Raw genomic sequence first — 15,908 nt, forward strand, 5'->3', positions numbered from 1 at the left:
TGTTCAAGCGGCTTCGCTGAACGGCGCCCACCGCTCCATGTGCGCCAGATAGTCGCCGAAATGGCCGCGCACCGCTGCGGGATCGAGCCCGAAGCGCGCCGGATCGGGCTTGGCCATGCGGGGCTCGCTCTCGTTCGATGCCCACCATGCCGCCATTGCCCGTGCGAACTCCGGGGAGACCGGCTCTCCCAGCCAGGCATAGAGTTCGCGCACTTGCCCCAGCGGGTCGCGCAGCATGGCGCGGAAGTGGATGTCGTGAAAACGGTGGTCCCCGCCGCCATCGCGAAAGGCGATCGCCCGCCGCATCGCCTCGGACCAGGTCCGAAGGTTGAGATCGCCGAGATAGGCATGATCGGTCCGGTCGGTGAACTTGCCGATGATGTCGGCATAGACCGTGGCCACGGACAGGATCACGTCGCTGGGATCGCGGTGAGTCATGACGAAGCGGGCATCGGGAAACGCCGCCGTCAGCGCATCGAGATAGAGCATGTGCGTGGGCGCCTTGAGCCGCCAGGGCCGCGCCGGTTGCCGCCATTGCAGCAGCTTCAGCACACGCTTGTGATAGGCGTAAGTCTCGGTCAGGTCGGCTTGGAGAAGCCAGTCCGAATAGCGGGGAACCTGGGCGAAAGCCTGGAATATCTGGCTCTTGAAATCGAGCGCCATGATGTCCTGGCACTCCATCGCGCCGTCGATCCCGCTTGGCGTGCGGCGGCCGCCTTTCAACGTCTCGTCGGCGCTGCTGGCGGAGACGCCCCGGCGGGGATCGGGTCCTTCGACAGTGCCAGGCGGCGGACAGGGGCGGCTGCTTTCCCAGACCCTGAGGTAGCGGATCGCCGGGTCGCTCGCGAGCAGGAACGACAGCGCCGAGGAACCGGTGCGCGGCAGGCTGACGCCGAACAGCGGCGCGCGGATCTCCTCGTCCGCGATCTCGGGATGGCGGCGATACCAGTCTTCGATTTCCAGTCTCTGCTTGAGATGCAGGACAATGCGTTCCGCAAGGGCGCTTTCGCCCAGCGCATTGAGCCCGGCCTCGCGATCGAGGGAATCGACCAGGATTTCCAGGCCCTCGCGAAAGCCGTCTGCGCCGAAGTCGTCGAGCCCGGCTTCGCGCCTGGCCCTGTCGATCAGCGTCCGATGGCTTTCCATGGCATTCTCCCGCTGTCCGGTTCTGGCCGGATCTGGAAGCGCACTATGCTTGGGCAGCGGTAACTGCGCCAACCGCCGTGGCGATGAAACGAGCGCTCGCCGGCGGCGCGCCGCGCGAGATCGTCAGCCGCGGGCCGCGCGGATCGCCGCGCCGCTGGCGAAAGGGGCGATGGCCAGCAGGACCAGGCTTGCCGCCGCGGTCAGGGCCAGTCCGCCCGTGCCGCCGCTGCCGAGGCTGCCCGCGCCGAAGATCAGCACCGGCACGGCCATGGGGATCATCAGCAGCCCCCCCAGCGCCGCGCCGCCGCGCAGGCCGGCCGTGAGCGCGGCAACCGTCACCCCCAGCGCGGCGAGGCCCGGCGTACCCGCCAGCAGCCCGATCTCGACCAGCATGAGCCTCTGCCCGTCCAGCCCGAGCAGGGCGGCGGCGGGCAGGGCGGCCAGCATGAGCGGGGGGCCGAAGCTCAGCCAATGGGCGAGCACCCGCACCGCGATCACCAGTTCCTCGGAGATGCCGCGCAGCGCCCACTGATCGAACAGGCCCATCTCGATGTCGGGCTCCACCAGGCGGTCGAGCGGCAGGATCGCGGCCAGCAAGGCGGCGACCCAGATCACGCCGCCGCCGGTCCGCGCCAGCAGCGGCGCATCGGGGCCGACGGAGAAGGGATAGAGCATCGCCACCGAGAGGAAGAACAGGATCGGCAGCAGCGCCCCGCTGCCGCGTCCGCCCAGCAGCAGGCGCGTGAGGTCTCGCTTGAGGAGGGGCCGGATCCTGACGCTCATGCCGCGTGCTCCGCAAGGGCGAGGGTGGCCATGCCCGGCAGCGCGAAAGGCTGGTGAGAAGCGATCACCGCAATGCCGCCCTTGCTGCAATGCTCCGCCGCCAGTGCCTCGACCAGGGCGACGGCATGGCTGTCGAGCCCGTTCAGCGGCTCGTCGAGCAGCCAGATCCGCGCGTCCTGGCCGAGCAGGCGGGCAAGGGCGGCGCGCTTCTTCTGCCCCGTGGACAAGTAGCGCACCGGCACGTCGAGCAGGCCCGAGAGACCCAGGCGGGCCATGTGCCGATCTTCGCCATTCCCGTCCATCTGCTGCCAGAACGCCAGGGCGGAGCCGAGCGTCCAGCCCGGATCGAGCGCCGGGCGTTCGTCCACCAGGCCGATGCTGCCTGCGGTCGTCACGGCGCCGGAAAAGGCCGGGGCCAGGCCGGCCAGGATACGCAGCAGGCTGGACTTGCCGATGCCGTTGCGCCCGGTCACCTGCAGTGCCTCGCCGGCATCGAGCCGCAGCGAGACGCCGCGAAACAGCAGCCTGTCGCCGCGCCGGCAGGCGAGGTCGTCGATGGCGATGGAGGCCCCTTGCATGGGGTGACGCGATAGTGGAAAGCCCCCCCAGTGCCAAGCTGGCTGCATCTTTACGGAGTCGCCCATGCCGATTGCCCGCCTTACCGACGCCGAACGCGATGAAGCGCTGGCCGCACTGCCCGGCTGGGACTTGCGCGAGGACGGCCTCGCCATCGTGCGCAAGCTGAAATTCGCGGATTTCAACGAGGCTTTCGGCTTCATGACCCGCGTGGCCATCCAGGCCGACAAGGCCGACCATCATCCTGAATGGTTCAACGTCTACAACCGCGTGGAGATCACGCTGACCACCCACGATGCCTATGGCCTGAGCCGCCGCGACCTGGAACTGGCCCGCTTCATCGACGCGGCCGCCCCGCGCGACTGATTCGGCTCCCGTGAGCCCGCCTGCCGAGGAACCTTTCCTGACGCGGCCGCTCTCGGTCGTGCTGGACTTCGTGCGCTTTGGCGCGGCGCTGCTCGTGGCCATCGGTCATGCGGTGCAGCTCGGGCTTTATCACGGCTGGTTTCCCTTCGGCGTGCGCATGCAGCATTACTGCGTGATCGTGTTCTTCGTGCTTTCGGGCCTCGTGATCAGCACGTCCGTGCTGAGCGGCCGGTCCAGCCTGCCGCGCTATGCCGTGGCGCGCCTGTCGCGCATCCTGCCGGTCGCGGTGCCCTCGCTGCTGTTCGGCACGCTGGCGGCCTATGTGCTGGCGGGGCCGATGCCGGTGCGAATGGACAATTCCCCCGCGGAAGCGCTGGAAGTGACGAAGCAACTGCTGGCGCCGCTGGCTTTCCTCAGCGCCTGGCCGGGGGTGGCCGGACCGGTCTGGAACCCGCCCTATTGGTCGCTCTGCTACGAGGTCTGGTACTATGCGATCTTCGCATTGGCCGTGTTCCTGCGGGGCTGGCCGCGCATTCTTGCGGTGGCGCTGGGCTGCGCGGCGGCGGGCGGGGCCATTCTCCTGCTGATGCCGGTCTGGCTGATGGGGGCGGCGCTGACCCATGTTCGGGCCGCCCGGCGCTTGCCCCTTGCGGCTGCGCCGGTCGCGATCGTGGCGGCCTGCGCGATGGCGCTGTTCCTGTTCCGGATCGATCACACGGTGCTCAATCCCCTGCTCAAGGCGTGGTGGCCGGGCGATGCCGAATGGTCGCAATGGGCGTTGTCGGACCTGCTGATGGGCTTGGCCATGACCCTGGCGCTGGTGGCCGCGCGTCCGCTGGTGAACCTGCTTTCGGCGCCGATCCTGCGTCTGGACGGAGCCGCCCGGACGCTCGCCAGCTTTTCCTTCACGCTCTACCTGTTCCACTGGCCGCTGATCCAGCTTCTGCGGTCCTGGGAGATCGAGGCCGGGCGCAGTTTTCCGATGTTCGCAGCCCTGATCGCGCTGATCGTGCTGGCCAGCGCGGGAATATCGATCCTGACCGAGCGGCAGTCCCCGCGCCTGCGCCGGTGGATGGAGAACCGTTTTCTCGGCGAAGCGGGGCTACGGAAGGCGCCCCTCTCCGTTTAGGGCGCCGCTTAAAGGGCCGGGTTGTTGTAGCAGTGCCAGGTGAAGATCGCCGCGGCGCCGCGATGGGGGCGCCAGGCTTCGGCCAGTTCCCGCGCTTCCTTCTCGCTCGGGCGCGCTTCCAGGCCGAGGATCTTGTGCATGCCGGCCTGCACCGCAAGGTCGCCGGCCGGCCAGATGTCCGGGCGGCCTTCCGCGAAAAGCAGATAGATTTCCGCGGACCAGCGGCCGATGCCCTTGATGCGCACAAGCTGGGCGATTGCCTCCTCGTCGTCCGCGGGCAAGTCGTCGAAGTCGAGCGTGCCGGCGATCACCAGTTCGCAAAGGCTGCGCGCATAACCCTGCTTCTGACGCGAAAGCCCGCAGCCGCGCAGGGCTTCGAATTCGGCGGCCAGCAAAGTTTCGGGCGCGATCCCTTCGCCCAGCAGGTCCTCGAGCCGCTGCCACACCGAAGAGGCCGCCGCCACCGACACTTGCTGGCCCACGATCGTGCGCAGGAGCGTGGCGTATCCGGTAGGGCGGATGCGCGGTTCGGGGTAGCCGGCCGCATCCAGCGCTCGGGCGATGGCGGGCTCTCGCCCCGCAATCGCGTCGAGTCCCAGTTTCAGTGCGCCAGCGCTCAAGCCCATAGTTCGATTACCTTGCAAAAGGGGATTGCAGCCATTAGCAGCCGGCCCCAAAGGCCGAAACCAGCATGTTATGATACATGCAGTATCAAAGAGGATCGACGAGAATGCCGCAGATCATCGTCATCAATCAATCGGGCGAAGAATCCACCGTTGAGGCCCTTGAAGGCCGCACCCTCATGGAAACGATCCGCGACAGCGGTTTCGACGAGCTTCTGGCCCTCTGCGGCGGCTGCTGCTCCTGCGCGACCTGCCACGTCCACATCGATCCCGCCTTCGCCGACAAGCTGCCGGCCATGAGCGAAGACGAGAACGACCTGCTCGACAGCTCGGACCATCGCAACGAATACTCGCGCCTGTCCTGCCAGGTGCCGATCACTTCGGTGCTCGAAGGCTGCAAGGTCACGATCGCGCAGGAAGACTGATTCTGCGATGACCTGACGCTCCGGCAAGACGGCCTCCGGGCCGTTTTGCGCGGGCACCGGCCTGCGTCCCATCGGACCTCCCCTCCGGGATGAATTCTTGAGGGGGGCGAGGCGGAAAGCGGGCAGGCGCCGCGGGCCGGGGCGCTTGCCGGACCACGAGACGGGCATAAGACGGGGAGCAAGGCGAATGGCCTGCTCAAAAAACTCCGCAAATCATTTGCGCCTTTCGGTCTGACTTCCTACCTGTGCCGCCATGACTGCACCGATCCCCCAGCGCTCCACTCTCGACCTCATCGGCAACACCCCGCTCGTCCTGCTCAAGGGACCGAGCGAAGCGGCCGGATGCGAGATCTGGGGCAAGTGCGAATTCGCCAATCCCGGCGCCTCGGTGAAGGATCGCGCGGCCTTGTGGATCGTGCGCGATGCCGAAGCGAAGGGCCTGCTCCAGCCCGGCGGCACGATCGTGGAAGGCACGGCGGGCAACACCGGCATCGGCATCGCGCTGGTGGCCAATGCGCTGGGCTACAAGACGATCATCGTCATGCCGGAAACGCAGTCGCGCGAGAAGATGGACACGCTGCGCGCGCTGGGCGCCGAGCTGGTCCTGGTGCCGGCCGCGCCGTTCTCCAACCCCGGCCACTTTGTCCACACCTCGCGCCGCCTTGCCGAAGAGACGCCGGGCGCGATCTGGGCCAACCAGTTCGACAATATCGCCAACCGCAAGGCCCATATCGAAAGCACCGCGCCGGAAATCTGGCAGCAGCTGGACGGCCGGATCGACGGCTTCACTTGCGCTGCGGGCACCGGCGGCACGATCGCGGGTACCGGCCTCGGCCTCAAGGCCTTCGACGAGAACATCACCATTGCGCTCACCGATCCGCACGGCGCGGCGCTCTACAACTACTATGCCCATGGCGAGTTGAAGGCCGAAGGCTCGTCGGTCGCCGAAGGCATCGGGCAGGGACGGATCACTGCCAACCTCGAAGGCGCGCCGATCGATACCCAGTTCCGCATCTCGGACGAAGAGGGCCTCGAATGGGTCCGCCGCCTGCTTTCGGAAGAGGGGCTCTGCCTCGGCCTGTCCTCGGGCATCAATGTGGCGGGCGCCGTGGCGCTGGGACGCAAGCTGGTGGCCGAAGGCAAGGCCGACGCGCGCGTCGCCACGATCCTGTGCGACACCGGATTCCGCTACCTCTCCTCGCTGTTCAATCCGGAATGGCTGGAATCGAAGAACCTGCCCGTCTTCCCATGGCTGCGATCCTGAGGTAAACGGTCTGTCGATGGCAGGACACATTCCGCCTACAATGGTTGAACCGATCACCGCACCGCAGCACTTCGTGCCGCCCACTGCGCGCGAGCTGCGTTCGCAGGCCGTTCACCGCCTCCAGGTGGGGCTGTTCGGCCTTTGCGCGATGCTGCTCATCGTGGGCCTGGCGAACATCATCAACGATCGCACCCGGCTGATCGATACTTCCGATCCGATCCAGCAGGTCGTTGCGGTCGATGCCAAGCCGAAGAAGGCGTCCAGCGATCCGCTCGCGGACATCGGCGTGGTTCCCGCCGCCGATCCCAGCCCCTCGGCTCCGCCCGCGCCGATGACGGATCCCGAAGTAACCGGCGCTCCGGCAGACGGCCAGTAAGCTGCGCCCAGCGCTGACGCTTCTGGCGGGCGCGGCCATGCTCGCGGCCACACTCACGAGTTGCGGCGAATCGGCGGCGCCGCGCCGCGATCGCGTCATCGGCCTCTATACCAGCCTGCCCATCGTCTGGGGCGAAAGCGGCGATGTACGCGAACTGCTGGCGCCTGAGCGCGCCCGGCACTGGGCGCTTGCACCGCTGGATGAGGCAGGCCGCCTGACCCCGCTCGACACGCTGGCCGGGCCGAACGGGCGATTGCCGCTCCCCTCGGGCGCGCTGCTGGTGCTGGCGCAGCCCCGCCCGCTTTCGCCGCAGGAAAACGTGGCGCTGGACCGCTGGGTGCGGGACGGCGGGCATCTGCTGCTGTTCGCGGACCCCATGCTGACCATGCCGTCGCGCCACGCGCTGGGCGATCCTCGGCGGCCGCAGGACATGGTGCTGCTATCTCCCATCCTGGCGCACTGGGGATTGGCGCTGGAGTTCGACGCGGGCCAGCGGGCCGGGGAACGCCTGGTCCAGACTTCCGCCGGGCCGCTTCCGGTCGACCTTGCGGGCCGGTTTCGCGCATCGGGGAATTCCGGGGAAGGACCATCGTCCTCGGGAATTTCGGGGAAAGCGGGGAGCGATGGGGACGGCGCCGTGCCGGCGGGAAAATCCGGGACCGGCGGGAAAAGCGGGGACGAGACTGCCTCCTGCCTTTTCGAAGCGGATGCAGTTCTGGCGCGATGCAGGCTGGGGAAGGGGCGGATCCTGGCCATTTCCGACGCAGCCTTGCTCGAGGACCCCGAAGATGTGTCCTCGCTGGACTTGCGGCGTAAAACGTTTGCCAGGCTCATCGAACAGGCAAAAAGTGGGGATTGACGGGCAGGCCCGGGATCGATGCGGATATAAGGGAAAATCCGCGTAAAATCAGCGCTATCCATGGTTTCGCAGGTGCTAACGGAACAGGACCTGGGATGACCCGTGTCTAAAATCCGAAGAAATCCGCCGATTAATTCCCTCTGATCCCCACATTTCCCTTTAATCCCCAAAATTCCCGTTATAAAAGCATTGTCAATCGGAATGGCTGAGACTCGCCGTGTGCTGCTTGCAGTACCGGAACCCTGCCGCGTGAGCGCGTGGCGGGAAGGGTCGCTGTCATGCCCGAGAGGCAACCTTAGGGGCGAACAGGGACCATGGCTGGGCAGCCATACATCTACAACGGACAGGGCTTCTCGCTGCTACGCGACAAGAACCGTTTCGTGCTGCCCAATGCATTTCGCGGCACCGTGCGCGAATCGAGCGGCAAGGACCTGCTCTGCCTGACCACCCATGACCGCTGGCCCTGCCTCGTCGGCTTCGGCCTCTCGCGCATCCAGGATTTCGAGCAGGAAATCCGCGAGCAGCAGGAAATGGCCGTCCGCGCGGGCAAGGACTTCGACGCGGAAAAGCGCGCCAGCGACATTTACGCCTCCTACGAAGTGCCGTTCGACGGCAGCGGCCGTTTCGTCCTGCCCGACGATCTCGGCGCGCTCGCCAATGTCTCCGACCAGCTCTACTTCCGCGGCAATGGCCGCTTCTTCACGGTGTGGAGCCCGGAAAACCTCAACACGATGGACGATAGCTGGAAGGCGGCACAGACCGCCTGTGGCAGCCTTGCGGCCAAGGAACTTCAGAAAGCTTCGAAGAAATGAGCGCCTCTCGCACCATACCCGAGGGCGTTCCCCACGTTCCGGTGCTCCTTGAGGAGGTCGTCGCCGCCCTGAACCCCCGGGGCGGCGACGTCATCGTCGACGGTACCCTGGGTGCGGGCGGCTATACCCGCCGCCTGCTCGATGCGGGCGCGACGGTTCACGCCTTCGACCGGGATCCCGATGCCATCGCTGCAATCGTGGATAACCGCGAAAAATGGCCGGAGCTGGACGCCGTTCCGCCCCGCCTCGTGTTGCACGCCCGGCGCTTCTCCGAAATGGTCGAGGGCCTTGCAGAAGCGGGAGTCGACAGCGTGGACGGCGTCGTCATGGATATCGGCGTGTCCTCGATGCAGCTCGACCAGGCGGAGCGGGGCTTCGCGTTCGGCGCCGATGGCCCGCTCGACATGCGCATGAGCCAGTCCGGGCTTTCCGCCGCCGACTTCGTGAACGAGGCGGACGAGGCGGGGATCGCCGACGTGCTCTACCTCTATGGCGAGGAACGTCAGTCGCGCCGGGTGGCGCGGGCGATCGTGGCCGCGCGGCCCATCGCGACCACGGGCGAACTCGCCAGCGTGGTGCGCAAGGCCGTGGGCTACAACCCCAATTACAAGGGAGCATCGGCGCCGAAGGATCCGGCGACGCGCAGCTTCCAGGCGATCCGTATCCATGTGAACGGAGAGCTGGACGAACTCGACGCCGGGATGGAAGGGGCCGAAACGCTGCTGCGCGCCGGGGGGCGGCTGGCGATCGTGACCTTCCACAGCCTTGAGGACCGCAAGGTCAAGCGCTTCCTGCGCGATGCCGCCGGCCAGGCCCAAAGCACTTCGCGGCACCTGCCGCAAGTCGCTTCGGGATCGCAGGCGACGTTCGAACACGTGGCGAAGGCGGTGCGGCCCGGGGAAGCGGAACTTGCCGCCAATCCCCGTTCCCGATCCGCAACCCTGCGCGCCGCGGTGCGCACGGAAGCCTCACCCAGAACGACTGGCCCCACGAAATCGGCCCGGAACGGCCGCGAAGACCCCAGGAGCGCCGCATGAACCTCACTCGCGATCGCGTCCATTCGATCGGATGGATTTCCGTGCTGCTGGTCTGCGGGGCGCTGACGATCGGCCTGACGCTGCGCGTCAACGCGGTGAAGAGCCAGGTTCACGATACCGAGAAGCGGATCGTGTGGGTGCAGCAGGACATCAACTTCCTGGAAACGGAATTCCAGACCCGTTCGAACCAGCAGGCGCTCAAGGAACTGAACGACGTCGAGTTCGGCTACAAGGCGCCGACCGCGGGTCAGTACATCGAAGGCGAGCGCCAGCTTGCCGCGCTGGGCATGCCGGTGGGGCCGGGTGCGCCGGCGCCGATCCGCTATGCCAATGCCGACAAGACCGGCGAGGGCACGCAAGCGGAGGGCGGCAACGGCGGACTGCTGGCCATGGTGTCGCCCGTCTCCGGCGCCACGGCCGCTGCCATCGCCCAGGGCGAAGCCAAGGGCGCGGGCGGCAAGAACCGCGATCCCGAGCGTGACCAGATGGCGCGTGACGCCGCGGCGCTGGGCAGCCGCCTGGCGCGCATCGAGGTGGCGGAGGCCGCCCAGCAGTGAACGCTCCGGCCTTCCCGATCGGAGCGATCCCCACCACGGTTTCCACCGGCCGGCGCAAGCTGTTCAACGTCCGTCAGCAGTCGCTGCTGACGGCGAAGATGCGCACGCTCTGGATTCTGGGGGTGTTCACGCTCATCGGGCTTCTGGCCTTCTTCCGCATCGTCTACCTGGGCGTGACCGGCCCCTCCGTGCGCGGAGGCGACCTTTCCGACTTGCTGATCCCGCAGCGCGGCGAGATCGTGGACCGCAACGGCGTGCCGCTCGCGCGCGAATTCCGTACTTATTCGCTCTGGTTCAACCCCAAGGCGATGACCGAGGGATCTTCGCTGGTCCACACCCCGGCCGAGATCGCCGATGGGCTGATCCGCATCTTCCCCGATCTCGACCGCGCCGAACTGATCGCCAAGCTCTCGTCCGACAAGCCGGGCTACTTGCGCAAGTCGATCCTCCCGGAGGACGCCAACAAGGTCCACGCCCTGGGTGAGCCGGCGCTCGAATATCCGCAGGAAGCCACGCGCTTCTATCCGCAAGGGTCCATGGCGGCCTCGGTGCTGGGCTATGTCGATACCTTCGGCAAGGGCCAGGTCGGCATGGAAGAGGCGTTCGACAAGCAGCTTACCAGCCCCGAAGGCCGCGAGACCCCGGCCGTGCTCTCGATCGACTTCCGCGTGCAGAGCGCGCTGGAAGACGAACTCGGCAAGGGCATGGCGCTGAGCAAGGCCAAGGGTGCGGCAGGCGTGATCCTCGATGTCGACACCGGGGAAATCCTGGCGCTGGCCTCCTTGCCCTCGTTCGATCCCAACCACGTCCAGCCCAGCGACCTCGTCATCACCGAGGAGCAGGCCAAGGCCGGAGACGTGCCGCGCGGCTTCAATCGCGTGACCAACCAGGTCTATGAACTCGGCTCCACCTTCAAGCCGATCACCGTCGCGGCCGCGCTCGATGCCGGCACGATCACCGACTTGCGCCGTCGCTGGCCGGCGACGCCGCTCCACGTCGGCAAGTTCACGATCCACGACCTGCACAACTACGGCAGCTCGCTCAACGTGCTGGAAACGCTGATCCATTCGTCGAACACGGTCACGGCGCATATCGCGGACGAACTCGGCGGCGAGCGGCTCAAGAAGACGATGGAATCGCTGTCGATGAACCAGCGGCCTTATGTCGAACTGCCGGCGCGCGGCTTCCCGCTCTGGCCGCGGGGCGAATGGCCGCGCCTGCGCACCATGACGGTCGCCTATGGCCACGGCATCGCGGTTACCCCGCTGCATCTGGCCAACGCCTATGCCGCGCTCGTCAACGGCGGCATCTGGCGCCCGACCACCCTGAAAAAGCTGGAGCCTTCGCAGGTTCCGGCAGGACGCCGCGTGTTCACCGCCGCCACGAGCGCCCGCATGCGCCAGCTCCTGCGCATGATCGTGTCCTACGGCACGGGCCGCAAGGCCGACGCGCCGGGCTTCCGCGTGGGCGGCAAGACCGGCTCTGCCGAAAAGCCCGGCGTCGGCGGCTATCGCAAGCACTCGCTGGTGGCGACGTTCGCCGCGGCTTTCCCGATGGACCGCCCGCGCTATGTCGTCATCGCCATGATGGACGAGCCGCAGGGCACGGAAGCCACCTCGTTCCAGCGCACCGCGGCCTGGAACTCGGCGCCGGTGATCCAGCGCGTCGTCCCGCGCATCGGCCCGCTGCTGGGCGTCATGCCCGACGAAACGCGCGACATCGACATTTCCGACCTCAAGCCCCTGATCCCCGCCGGAACCGCTGAAGAGTGAGCCTCGAAGAATGAAATTGTCTGCCCTCTGCGCCGCTGCCGGCATCCCTCTTGCCGAGGGCTCCCTTTCGGCCAGCAATCTTGCGGGCAGTGCAGACGAGACGGGCAATGTCACCGGCTTTGCCATCGACCACCGCAAAGTCGCGCCCGGCACGGTTTTCGGCGCTTTTCGCGGTGCGAAGTTCAATGGCGAGGACTACATCGCCGCCGCCGTCAAGGCCGGCGCCATTGCCGTGGTGGCGCATCCCGATGCCAAAGTCGAAGGCGCCGTCCATTTCGCCGATCCTGAGCCGCGCCGCCTGTTCGCGCGCCTCGCCGCGCCGTTCTTCCAGCCGGTTCCCGAGACCCTGGTGGCCGTCACCGGCACTAACGGCAAGACCTCGACGGTCGAGCTGACGCGCCAGATCTGGCGCATGGCGGGCCAACGCGCGGCCTCGATCGGCACGCTGGGCGTCACCACGAGCGACGAAACCGTCTCGACCGGGCTGACCACGCCCGACATCGTCACGTTCCTCGCCAACCTGACCGGCCTCGCGCGGGAGGGCGTCACTCATGTCGCCTACGAGGCGTCCAGCCACGGCCTTTCGCAGTACCGCATCGAGGGACCGCGCGTTTCGGTGGGCGCCTTCACCAATCTCTCGCGCGACCATCTCGATTATCATGCCGACATGGACGATTACTTCGCGGCGAAGATGCGCCTGTTCGACGAAGTGGTCGTCGATGGCGGCACCGCCGTGATCTGGGCCGACGATGCCTGGTCGGACAAAGCCATTGCCCATGCCGAAAGGCGCGGGCTCAAGACGTTCACCGTGGGTGCCAAGGGCACCAGCATCCGCCTCTCGGGTCGCAAGCCGGGCGGACTCGGCCAGAAGCTGGAGCTCGAGCATGAGGGCAAAGCCTACGTGCTCGAGCTTCCGCTCATCGGTGCCTACCAGGCCGCCAATTCGCTGGTGGCGGCAGGGCTGGTGCTGGCCAGCGGCGGCGCTGCCCATACGACTTTCGATGCCCTGAAGCGCCTCGTCACCGTGCGCGGGCGGCTTGAGCGCGCAGCGATTTCCTCGGTAGGCGCGCCGGTCTATGTCGACTATGCGCATACGCCAGACGCGCTGGAAGCGGCCATCGCGGCGCTCCGTCCCCATGTGGAAGGGCGCCTGATCGTGGTCTTCGGCGCCGGCGGCGACCGCGACCAGGGGAAGCGGCCGGACATGGGCCGCGTGGCCAGCGAAGGCGCGGACGTGGCGATCGTCACTGACGACAATCCGCGCGGCGAGGATCCAGCGGCGATCCGCGCGATGGTCCTGGCCGGAATGGGCAAGGATGCGCGGGAAATCGGTGACCGGCGCGAGGCGATCGGCGCGGCCATCGCCGAGGCTGGCCGGGGGGACATCGTCCTCATCGCGGGCAAGGGGCATGAACAGGGGCAGATCATCGGCAGCGGCGACTCCGTGCGCGTCCTGCCATTCGACGACGTAACCGTGGCCAGGGAAATGTCTGGTCCGCAGGGAAGGTAGTGCGATGAATGCTGTAGCCCGGATCCTCGATTGGCCCAGTGATTCGATCGGGGGAAGCGACGCCGCGGAGGAGAACCCGCTGGCCCCGTCGACGCAAGGCCTGTGGGATTCCGCCACGCTTGCGCGGGTGCTCAAGGGTGCGGCCAGCAGCGAGTTCACCGTCTCCGGCGTAGAGATCGACAGCCGCGACGTTCAGCCCGGAGACTTGTTCTTCGCGCTCAAGGGCGAGGCCATGGACGGCCACCGCTTCGTCGAGGGGGCTTTCGCCAAGGGTGCGGCAGCGGCCGTGGTCGACCGACCGGTCGATGGGCCGCACATCCTGGTGGAGAACACCACCGAGGCGCTGGAACTGCTCGGAAACGCCGGCCGCCTGCGCGCCCGCGGCCCGATTATCGGCGTGACCGGGTCGGTGGGCAAGACCGGCGTCAAGGAAGCGATCTGGGCCGCGCTCGACCGCGCCAGCCGCGGCGATGCCCACCGCTCGGTCAAGAGCTACAACAACCACGTCGGCGTGCCGCTCAGCCTGGCGCGCATGCCCGCGCGCGCCCGTTTCGGCATCTTCGAAATGGGCATGAACCACGCGGGCGAGATCGCCGGGCTGACCCGGCAGGTCCGTCCGGGCGTCGCCGTCATCACCACCCTCGCGCCGGCCCATATCGAGATGCTGGGCTCGATGGAGGCCATTGCCGATGCCAAGGCGGAGATATTCGAAGGGCTGGAAGAGGGCGGGATCGCCGTGATTCCGGCCGACAGCCCCTATTTCAACCGGCTGAAGGAAGCCGCGGTCGCCGTCGGCGCGCAAGTCGTTTCCTTCGGCAAGGCCCGCGACGCCGACGTCCGTCTGCTGGACGCGGTGCCGGCGATCGGCGGCGGCTCGCTGGTGACCATCGACATGGGCGACCGGCGCGTCTGCTATACCGTCGCGTCGCCCGGCGAACATCACGTGATCAATTCACTCGCGGTCATGGCCGCAGTGCGCGGGGTGAAAGGTGACCTTGGCGCTGCAGGCGTGGCGCTCGCCGAAATGGGCGGGCTGCCGGGCCGGGGCGCGCGACTGGAAATCGACGTTCCGGGTGGGGAGCCCGACGTCGATGCCGATGCAGCCGGTCGCCGCCCCGCGTCGCCCCGCAACGGTGGCAAGGCGCTGCTGATCGACGAGAGCTACAACGCCAATCCGGCCTCGATGCGGGCGACGCTCGACCAGCTCGGGCGCACCCCCGCGCATCGCCGCATCGCCGTGCTGGGTGCGATGAAGGAACTGGGCAGCCACGGCCCCGATTACCACGCCGCGCTGGCCGGCCCGATCCGCGAGGCGGGAGTCGATTACGCCGTGCTGGTGGGCGAGGAGATGGCCCCGCTCGCCCAAGCTCTTGAAGCCGCCGAACATTCAGGGGAACTGGGGAAATCCGCTAGTCTTCCGCTTGGCAAGACGGTGCCCTTCGCGCATTGCCTGAGCGTGCGGGAAGCCGTGGATGCACTGCGCGAATTCGGTCTCGAACGGGATGACGTCATCCTGGTCAAAGGCTCGAATTCGGTGGGCCTGTCTTCCCTCGTGAACGCGCTCGACAAACAGGAAGGGTAGGGGGCAACCCCGCAAGATGCTGTATCTCATCGCAGATTGGTTCCATTACGAGGGACTGTCCAACCTCTTCCGCTACCAGACGTTCCGTTCCGGCGCGGCGCTGATGACGGCGCTGGGCCTTGGCCTGCTGATCGGTCCGCGCTTCATCAACATGCTGCGCGTGCGCCAGGGCAAGGGCCAGCCGATCCGCGAGGACGGCCCGCAGAGCCACCTTGCCAAGCGCGGCACCCCCACGATGGGCGGGCTGATGATCCTCACCGCGCTGGTCAGTTCGATGATCCTGTTCATGGACGTGACCAACCCCTTCGTCTGGGCCTGCGTGGCCGTGACCGTGGGCTTCGGGATCATCGGATTCCTGGACGACTATGACAAGGTCGCCAAGCGCAGCACGGCCGGCCTGTCGAGCAAGTTGCGCCTGGGGCTGGAGTTCGTGGTGGCGGGCATCGCCTCGTACATCATCGTCAGCCAGCTCAACACCAACCTCTATGTGCCCTTCCTGTCGGGCCGCTACATTCCGCTCGGGCCATTCTACTACGTCTTCGCGGCCGTGGTGATCGTGGGCGCGGGCAATGCCGTGAACCTGACCGACGGCCTGGACGGGCTGGCGACGATGCCGGTCATCATCGCAGCGGGTACTTTCGCGATCATCTGCTACCTGGCGGGCCGCGTCGACTACGCCAATTACCTCGGCATTCCGCACGTTCCGCGCGCGGGTGAACTCGCCGTGTTCTGCGCCGGGATCATCGGCGCCTGCCTTGCCTTCCTCTGGTTCAATGCCCCGCCCGCGGCCGTCTTCATGGGCGATACCGGCAGCCTTGCCCTCGGCGGCGCGCTCGGCGCCATTGCCGTGGCCGCGCACCACGAGATCGTGCTGGCCATCGTCGGCGGGCTGTTCGTGCTGGAAGCGGCTTCGGTCATCATCCAGGTGTTCTGGTTCAAGCGCACCGGCCGCCGCGTGTTCCGCATGGCGCCGATCCATCACCACTTCGAGCAGAAGGGCTGGAAGGAATCGACCGTCGTGATCCGCTTCTGGATCATTTCAATCGTCCTTGCCGTCCTCGGCCTCTCCACGCTCAAGCTGCGATAAGGGG

The 15,908-nt window shown here is 67.2% G+C and carries 17 protein-coding genes; 13 read left to right on the forward strand and 4 right to left on the reverse strand.

Features of this window, described 5'->3' with window-relative positions; all coding sequences use genetic code 11:
* Positions 1 to 3: 3 nt before the first annotated feature.
* The 3 genes from AC1VV3_RS13575 to ccmA form a co-directional block, all read right to left on the reverse strand.
* Positions 4 to 1,146 carry a sulfotransferase family protein gene (locus tag AC1VV3_RS13575; protein ID WP_431568673.1) on the reverse strand — a complete coding sequence of 381 codons (1,143 nt, stop codon included), beginning with the start codon at positions 1,144 to 1,146 and terminating at the stop codon, positions 4 to 6.
* Positions 1,147 to 1,269: 123 nt separating this feature from the next.
* Complete coding sequence (locus tag AC1VV3_RS13580) at positions 1,270 to 1,929, reverse strand: heme exporter protein CcmB (protein ID WP_431568674.1); 660 nt, start codon at positions 1,927 to 1,929, stop codon at positions 1,270 to 1,272.
* Positions 1,926 to 2,507, reverse strand: a complete 582-nt coding sequence (gene ccmA, locus AC1VV3_RS13585) for a heme ABC exporter ATP-binding protein CcmA (protein ID WP_132261738.1) — start codon at positions 2,505 to 2,507, stop codon at positions 1,926 to 1,928. The genes AC1VV3_RS13580 and ccmA overlap by 4 nt, the downstream gene beginning before the upstream one ends.
* 64 nt (positions 2,508 to 2,571) lie before the next feature.
* Here ccmA and AC1VV3_RS13590 point away from each other — a divergent pair, with 64 nt between their 5' ends.
* Together AC1VV3_RS13590 and AC1VV3_RS13595 are read left to right on the forward strand one after the other, a co-directional pair.
* Complete coding sequence (locus AC1VV3_RS13590; protein WP_482961918.1) at positions 2,572 to 2,871, forward strand: 4a-hydroxytetrahydrobiopterin dehydratase; 300 nt, start codon at positions 2,572 to 2,574, stop codon at positions 2,869 to 2,871.
* A 10-nt stretch (positions 2,872 to 2,881) separates the two neighbouring features.
* Complete coding sequence (locus AC1VV3_RS13595; RefSeq protein WP_431568675.1) at positions 2,882 to 4,000, forward strand: acyltransferase family protein; 1,119 nt, start codon at positions 2,882 to 2,884, stop codon at positions 3,998 to 4,000.
* 8 nt (positions 4,001 to 4,008) lie between these two features.
* Here AC1VV3_RS13595 and AC1VV3_RS13600 read toward each other — a convergent pair whose 3' ends face one another.
* Positions 4,009 to 4,626, reverse strand: coding sequence for a DNA-3-methyladenine glycosylase family protein (locus AC1VV3_RS13600; RefSeq protein ID WP_132261743.1), 618 nt, complete (start codon positions 4,624 to 4,626; stop codon positions 4,009 to 4,011).
* Between the two features lie 104 nt (positions 4,627 to 4,730).
* Between AC1VV3_RS13600 and AC1VV3_RS13605 the strand changes: the two genes are divergently transcribed.
* The 11 genes from AC1VV3_RS13605 to mraY all read left to right on the forward strand — a co-directional run bounded on the left by AC1VV3_RS13605 (position 4,731) and on the right by mraY (position 15,904).
* On the forward strand, positions 4,731 to 5,048 hold the full coding sequence (locus AC1VV3_RS13605) for a 2Fe-2S iron-sulfur cluster-binding protein (RefSeq protein ID WP_132261744.1): 318 nt from the start codon (positions 4,731 to 4,733) through the stop codon (positions 5,046 to 5,048).
* Positions 5,049 to 5,301: 253 nt separating this feature from the next.
* Positions 5,302 to 6,312, forward strand: a complete 1,011-nt coding sequence (locus AC1VV3_RS13610) for a cysteine synthase A (RefSeq protein ID WP_132261746.1) — start codon at positions 5,302 to 5,304, stop codon at positions 6,310 to 6,312.
* Positions 6,313 to 6,352: 40 nt separating this feature from the next.
* Positions 6,353 to 6,688, forward strand: a complete 336-nt coding sequence (locus tag AC1VV3_RS13615) for a hypothetical protein (RefSeq protein WP_431568676.1) — start codon at positions 6,353 to 6,355, stop codon at positions 6,686 to 6,688.
* 37 nt (positions 6,689 to 6,725) lie between these two features.
* Entirely contained in the window at positions 6,726 to 7,547 is an 822-nt protein-coding gene (locus AC1VV3_RS13620; protein ID WP_431568677.1) for a DUF4350 domain-containing protein, read from the forward strand.
* Positions 7,548 to 7,861: 314 nt separating this feature from the next.
* Entirely contained in the window at positions 7,862 to 8,359 is a 498-nt protein-coding gene (locus AC1VV3_RS13625; RefSeq protein WP_132261749.1) for a division/cell wall cluster transcriptional repressor MraZ, read from the forward strand.
* The gene (gene rsmH, locus AC1VV3_RS13630) at positions 8,356 to 9,396 is read left to right on the forward strand and encodes a 16S rRNA (cytosine(1402)-N(4))-methyltransferase RsmH (protein WP_431568678.1); all 1,041 of its coding nucleotides are present in this window, start codon (positions 8,356 to 8,358) and stop codon (positions 9,394 to 9,396) included. The genes AC1VV3_RS13625 and rsmH overlap by 4 nt, the downstream gene beginning before the upstream one ends.
* Entirely contained in the window at positions 9,393 to 9,953 is a 561-nt protein-coding gene (locus tag AC1VV3_RS13635) for a hypothetical protein (RefSeq protein ID WP_132261752.1), read from the forward strand. The genes rsmH and AC1VV3_RS13635 overlap by 4 nt, the downstream gene beginning before the upstream one ends.
* Complete coding sequence (locus tag AC1VV3_RS13640; protein ID WP_132261754.1) at positions 9,950 to 11,725, forward strand: peptidoglycan D,D-transpeptidase FtsI family protein; 1,776 nt, start codon at positions 9,950 to 9,952, stop codon at positions 11,723 to 11,725. The genes AC1VV3_RS13635 and AC1VV3_RS13640 overlap by 4 nt, the downstream gene beginning before the upstream one ends.
* Before the next feature lie 10 nt (positions 11,726 to 11,735).
* A complete protein-coding gene (locus AC1VV3_RS13645) occupies positions 11,736 to 13,235 on the forward strand; it encodes a UDP-N-acetylmuramoyl-L-alanyl-D-glutamate--2,6-diaminopimelate ligase (RefSeq protein ID WP_431568679.1) in 1,500 nt (499 codons plus the stop codon).
* Positions 13,236 to 13,239: 4 nt separating this feature from the next.
* A complete protein-coding gene (locus AC1VV3_RS13650) occupies positions 13,240 to 14,817 on the forward strand; it encodes a UDP-N-acetylmuramoyl-tripeptide--D-alanyl-D-alanine ligase (RefSeq protein ID WP_431568680.1) in 1,578 nt (525 codons plus the stop codon).
* A 16-nt stretch (positions 14,818 to 14,833) separates the two neighbouring features.
* On the forward strand, positions 14,834 to 15,904 hold the full coding sequence (gene mraY, locus AC1VV3_RS13655) for a phospho-N-acetylmuramoyl-pentapeptide-transferase (protein WP_132261758.1): 1,071 nt from the start codon (positions 14,834 to 14,836) through the stop codon (positions 15,902 to 15,904).
* Positions 15,905 to 15,908 lie beyond the last annotated feature (4 nt).

Source organism: Novosphingobium sp. BL-S-34 (assembly GCF_056857015.1).

Coding starts and splice junctions, on each gene's coding strand:
- AC1VV3_RS13575 (WP_431568673.1), bottom strand. CDS start 1,146: ATGGAAAGCCATCGGACGCTGATCGACAGGGCCAGGCGCGAAGCCGGG.
- AC1VV3_RS13580 (WP_431568674.1), bottom strand. CDS start 1,929: ATGAGCGTCAGGATCCGGCCCCTCCTCAAGCGAGACCTCACGCGCCTG.
- ccmA (WP_132261738.1), bottom strand. CDS start 2,507: ATGCAAGGGGCCTCCATCGCCATCGACGACCTCGCCTGCCGGCGCGGC.
- AC1VV3_RS13590 (WP_482961918.1), top strand. CDS start 2,572: ATGCCGATTGCCCGCCTTACCGACGCCGAACGCGATGAAGCGCTGGCC.
- AC1VV3_RS13600 (WP_132261743.1), bottom strand. CDS start 4,626: ATGGGCTTGAGCGCTGGCGCACTGAAACTGGGACTCGACGCGATTGCG.
- AC1VV3_RS13605 (WP_132261744.1), top strand. CDS start 4,731: ATGCCGCAGATCATCGTCATCAATCAATCGGGCGAAGAATCCACCGTT.
- AC1VV3_RS13610 (WP_132261746.1), top strand. CDS start 5,302: ATGACTGCACCGATCCCCCAGCGCTCCACTCTCGACCTCATCGGCAAC.
- AC1VV3_RS13615 (WP_431568676.1), top strand. CDS start 6,353: ATGGTTGAACCGATCACCGCACCGCAGCACTTCGTGCCGCCCACTGCG.
- AC1VV3_RS13620 (WP_431568677.1), top strand. CDS start 6,726: ATGCTCGCGGCCACACTCACGAGTTGCGGCGAATCGGCGGCGCCGCGC.
- AC1VV3_RS13625 (WP_132261749.1), top strand. CDS start 7,862: ATGGCTGGGCAGCCATACATCTACAACGGACAGGGCTTCTCGCTGCTA.
- rsmH (WP_431568678.1), top strand. CDS start 8,356: ATGAGCGCCTCTCGCACCATACCCGAGGGCGTTCCCCACGTTCCGGTG.
- AC1VV3_RS13635 (WP_132261752.1), top strand. CDS start 9,393: ATGAACCTCACTCGCGATCGCGTCCATTCGATCGGATGGATTTCCGTG.
- AC1VV3_RS13645 (WP_431568679.1), top strand. CDS start 11,736: ATGAAATTGTCTGCCCTCTGCGCCGCTGCCGGCATCCCTCTTGCCGAG.
- AC1VV3_RS13650 (WP_431568680.1), top strand. CDS start 13,240: ATGAATGCTGTAGCCCGGATCCTCGATTGGCCCAGTGATTCGATCGGG.
- mraY (WP_132261758.1), top strand. CDS start 14,834: ATGCTGTATCTCATCGCAGATTGGTTCCATTACGAGGGACTGTCCAAC.